The organism is Myxococcus dinghuensis (assembly GCF_024198235.1).
GTDB lineage: Bacteria > Myxococcota > Myxococcia > Myxococcales > Myxococcaceae > Myxococcus > Myxococcus dinghuensis.
In genome coordinates this window covers 1-4258 of sequence record NZ_JAKCFB010000097.1, presented here as the reverse complement: position 1 = coordinate 4258, position 4258 = coordinate 1, and the positions used below count along the sequence as shown (strand labels likewise).

Annotated in this window: 1 pseudogene; it reads left to right on the top strand. The window is 79.4% G+C overall.

Annotation, left to right across the window (positions count from 1 at the left end):
- Positions 1–4258: pseudogene (locus tag LZ198_RS42555) on the top strand (flagellar hook-length control protein FliK); the annotation flags it as partial.

The window sequence follows — 4258 nt, the reverse complement described above, 5'->3', positions numbered from 1 at the left end:
GCCCTCACGCGCAAGGCCGCCAGCGCCGCCGTGCGCGCGGGCCGCGCCGACGCCGCGCGCCGCCTGCTGGCCGAGTACTGCGCCCGCGCCCCGGAGGACCTGGAGGCCCGCGTGGAGCTGGCCGCGCTGCACCGCAAGTCCGGGGCGCGCGAGGCGCTCGCGGACCTGCTGGTGGAGCTGTGGCCGCGCCTGTCCGGGGAGCCGCGCCGCGCGGCCCGCCGCGAACTGGCGGAGCTGTCCCTCGCGCTGGGCCGGGCGGGCGCCGCGGTGGACTCGCTGCGCAGCCTGCGGCTGGAGGAGCCCCAGGACACGTGGGCCGCCCAGGCGCTGCTGGACCTGCTGCCCCCGCCGGGCACGGGCTCCCACGACGAGGAGGCCGAGCGGCTGGAGTTGCTGGGCGCGCTGGTGGCGGCCGCCTCGGGCGAGGCGCGCGCCGAGCTGCTCGCCCGCCGGGCGCTGCTCCACCGCGCCTCCGGGCGCATGGGCGCCGCGCGGGACGACTTCTCCGAGGCGGCCAAGCTGGCCCGCCGCCCCGCGCCGCTGCTGCTGGCGCTGGCGGAGCTGGCGCGTGAGTCCGGTGACGAGGTCGCCGAGCTGGAGGTGTGGCGCCGCGCCGTCGCCGCGGACACCCAGCTCTCCACGCGCGCCCGCGAGCGGATGCTCGCGCTGGCGGCCCTGCTGACGGAGAAGGACGCGCGGGAGCCCGCGCGCGAGGCCCTGCTGGGCGCCATCGCCCTGTCGCCCTCGGAGGCCGAGCGGTGCGACGCCTTCTTCACCCTGGCCGAGCTGGCCCGCCGCGACGCGCGTCCGGACGAGGAGGCCGTCGCGCTGGAGGAGGCCTCGCGCCAGGGCCCCACGCCGCGTCGGGTGGAGGCGCTGCTGGCGCGCGCCGCGTTGCTGGAGGCGCGCGGACAGCCGGAGGCCGCGGGCGCGAGCCTGTCCGCCGCGCTCGCGCTGGCCCCACGTCACGCCCAGGCGACCGCGTCGCTGCAGCGGGTGCTGCGCGCGCTGGGGGATTGGAAGGCGCTGGCGGAGCTGCTCTCCACCGAGGCCCCGCACGTCGCGCCCGCCGAGTCGGCCGCGATGTACTCGGAGCTGGCGGACCTCTACCTCGAGCGGCTGTCGCAGCCGGCCTCCGCGGAGGCGGCGCTGCGCCAGGCGCTGCGGCTCGGGCCCACCGATGCGTCCGTGCGCCGCCGGCTGGTGGCGCTGGTCGCGGGCCGGGGCGAGCTGCGCGAGGCCGCCGCGCTGCTGGAGACGGCCGCCGAGAGCGCGTCCGCGCAGGAGGCCGCCGCGCTGCTGCGCGAGGGCGCCACCTACGCGCGGGGCGCGCAGGAGCTGGACCGGGCGCTGAAGCTGGCGCGCAAGGCGCACACGCTGGTGCCGGCGACGGGCGCGGAGCTGGCCTCGCTGGCGGAGCTGCTCTACCTGCGCGGCGCGGTGCTGGAGGCGCTGCCCCTCCAGGAGGCGCTGGCCACCACGGCGGACTTCGGCGCCGACCCCGAGGCCGCCGAGGCCACGTGGCTGCGGCTGGGCGAGCTGGCGCAGAGCGCGGGCGACGCGAAGCGCGCGGTGGGGGCCTACCGCACGCTGCTCACCCACCGGCCGCTGTGCGAGGCGGCGGTGCAGCACCTCTCCGCGCTCCTGGAGAAGGACGACCCGCGCGGCGCGTTCGAGGTGCTCGTCACCCACGCGCAGGCCCTGGCGCCCTCGGAGGACACGGTCCGCCGGCTGGTGGTGCTCGCGGAGCGGGCCCGCGCGGTGCTGGCGGACGCGGGTGTGGCGGCGTCGCTCCTGTCGCGCGCGGCGCAGATGGCGCGCACGCCGCTGCCGCTGCGCCGGCAACTCGCCGCGCTCTTCCGCGAGACGGGCCGCTCGGTGGAGCTGCTCGCGGAGCTGCGCCACGTCGCCGCGCTCAGCCTGGAGGCGGGGGACGTGGGGGCCACGCTGGCCGCCTACGCGGAGGAGGCCCGGCTCGCGGAGGAGACGGGCCGCGTGGACGAGGCCCTGCGCTCCCTGGCGGACGCGAGGGACTTGCAGGAGGCCCAGGGCCGTCCCGCCGAGGCCGCGGCGTGCGAGCGCCGCCGCGCGGAGCTCCTGCGCGACGTGAAGCTGGACCTGGCCGCGTCCGAGGCCGCGCTGGACCGCGCCTTCTCCCTGGCCGAGGACCTGGGCACCGCGCGGTTGGGCGCGGCGCTGGCCGAGCGGCGCGACGACGCGGAGGCGGAGGCGCTCTGGCTGGAGCGGGCGCTGCCGCTGCTGGAGGACGCCCAGGAGGGCGCGGCGCTGCGGCTGCGGCTGGCGCGGCTGCACCTGGGCGTGCTGTCCGACGCGTCCCAGGCCGAGCACTACCTGCGCGAGGCGCTGCGGCTGGACCGCTCGCTGGCGGACGCCGAGGCGCTCCTGTCGCGCCTGTTGGAGCATGACGGACGGCTGGCGGAGCTGGCCGCCTGGTACGAGGAGTGCGCCGAGGACGCGGAGGACGCGCAGACCCGCGCCGCGCTGCTCCAGCGCGCCGCCGTGCTGTACCGCGACCGCGCCCACCGCCCCGAGGCCGCCGCCGCGGCCTTCATCGCCGCGCGCGCGGCCCGCCCGGACGACCTGGACCTCACCGCGCAGGCCGCGGAGCTGCTGCACGAGGTGAAGCGGCACGCGGACGCCGCCGAGTTCGACGCGGTGCTGCTCGAGGCGGACCCCTTCCGCGAGCCCGTCTTCACCCGTCACCGCGCCTTCCTGGAGGAGACGGAGGACCACCAGTCGCTCGCCGAGCTGATGCTGCGCCGGGCCCAGCACCAGCCGGAGGCGGAGGCCGCCGGGAGCTACCTGGCCGCGGCGCGGGCCTTCCTGGCCGCGGGGGCTCGCGAGCGCGCGCTCCTGTGCGAGGACCGGGCCTTCGAGCTGTCCCCGTCGAGCGCGGAGGCCTTCGAGCGCGTGCGCGAGCGCGCGGCCGGGGACGTGCGCCGCCTGGCGGAGCTGTTGTCCCAGCGCGCCGCCGCGCTGCCCGCCGACGAGGCCCTGCCGCTGCTGCGCGAGCGCGCCACGCGGCTGCTCGACGCGGGCGAGGTGCTGCTGGCCGCGGAGGCCTTCGACGCCTATCTGTCGCGCGCGGGCGACGACGTGGAGGCCCTGGGCGCCCGGGCCGAGCTGGCCGCGCGGAGCGGGGGACCCTCCGCCGCGCGACCGTACGACCGGCGCCTGCTGTCGGCTGGCGGAGACACGCTGCCCGTGGCCGTGCGCGCGCGGACGTGGCTGCGGCTGGGCCATGCGTCGCTGGGCACCAACGCGTACCACGACGCGGCGGACGCCTTCGAGGCGGTGGTGGCGCTGGAGCCGGAGGGCGAGCGGGGCCGCGAGGCGCTGTCGCTGCTGGCCGAGGTCCACTCCCGCACCGGCAACGCGCCGGGCCTGTACCGCGCCTCGCTCCAGCTGGCGCGCAACGCGGACGACACGGCCACCGCCGAGGTGCTCTACCGCCGCGCCGCCGACCTCTTCGACGACCCGAAGGACGCCATCGACGCGCTGCTGCCCCTGGCGCGGCTGCGCCCGGCGGACGCCACCATCATCGACCGCGCGGTGGCGGGCCTGAGCGCCCTGGGCCGCCACGGCGACCTGCTGGCCATCTACGAGTCCGGCGCGGAGGCCGCCGGTGGCGCGCGCGCCGCGGAGCTGCTCCTGGCCGCCGCCACGGTGGCCGCCGAGTCGCTCGCGGACGCCTCCGCCGCGTGGGAGTTCACCCAGCGCGCCGCCGAGGCCGCGCCCGAGGACGTCGCCGCGCTGCGCGCGCTGGTCGCGGGCCTGCGGTCCCGGAGCGAGCCGGCGCGCCTGGTGGACGCGCTGGAGCGACTGGTGCCGCGCGTGGAGGACGCGGACGAGGCGTCGCTGCTGCGGTTGGAGCTGGCGGGCCTCCTGCGCGACGCGGGCCGCGACGATGCGGCGCGCGAGGCGCTCGAACACGTGGTGGCCCGTGGCACCGCGGGCTCCGGCTACGCGGACGCGCTGGCGGCGCTGGAGAAGCTGCTGGGCGACGCGCCCTCGCGCCGGGCGGAGGTCCAGGTCGCTCGCGCCGAGCTGGCGTCCGGGCGGGAGCGGTTGGTGCTGCTGCTGGCCGCGGCGCGGGCCTTCGAGTCCGCGGGCCGGCTGCCGGACGCGCTGAAGGCGGCGAAGGCCGCCGCGGCGGCGGAGCCGGACGTGGACGCGGCGCTGCGCGTGGCGCACCTGCACCGCGCCTCGGGCGACGCGCCCCGGGCCGCCCGCGCGC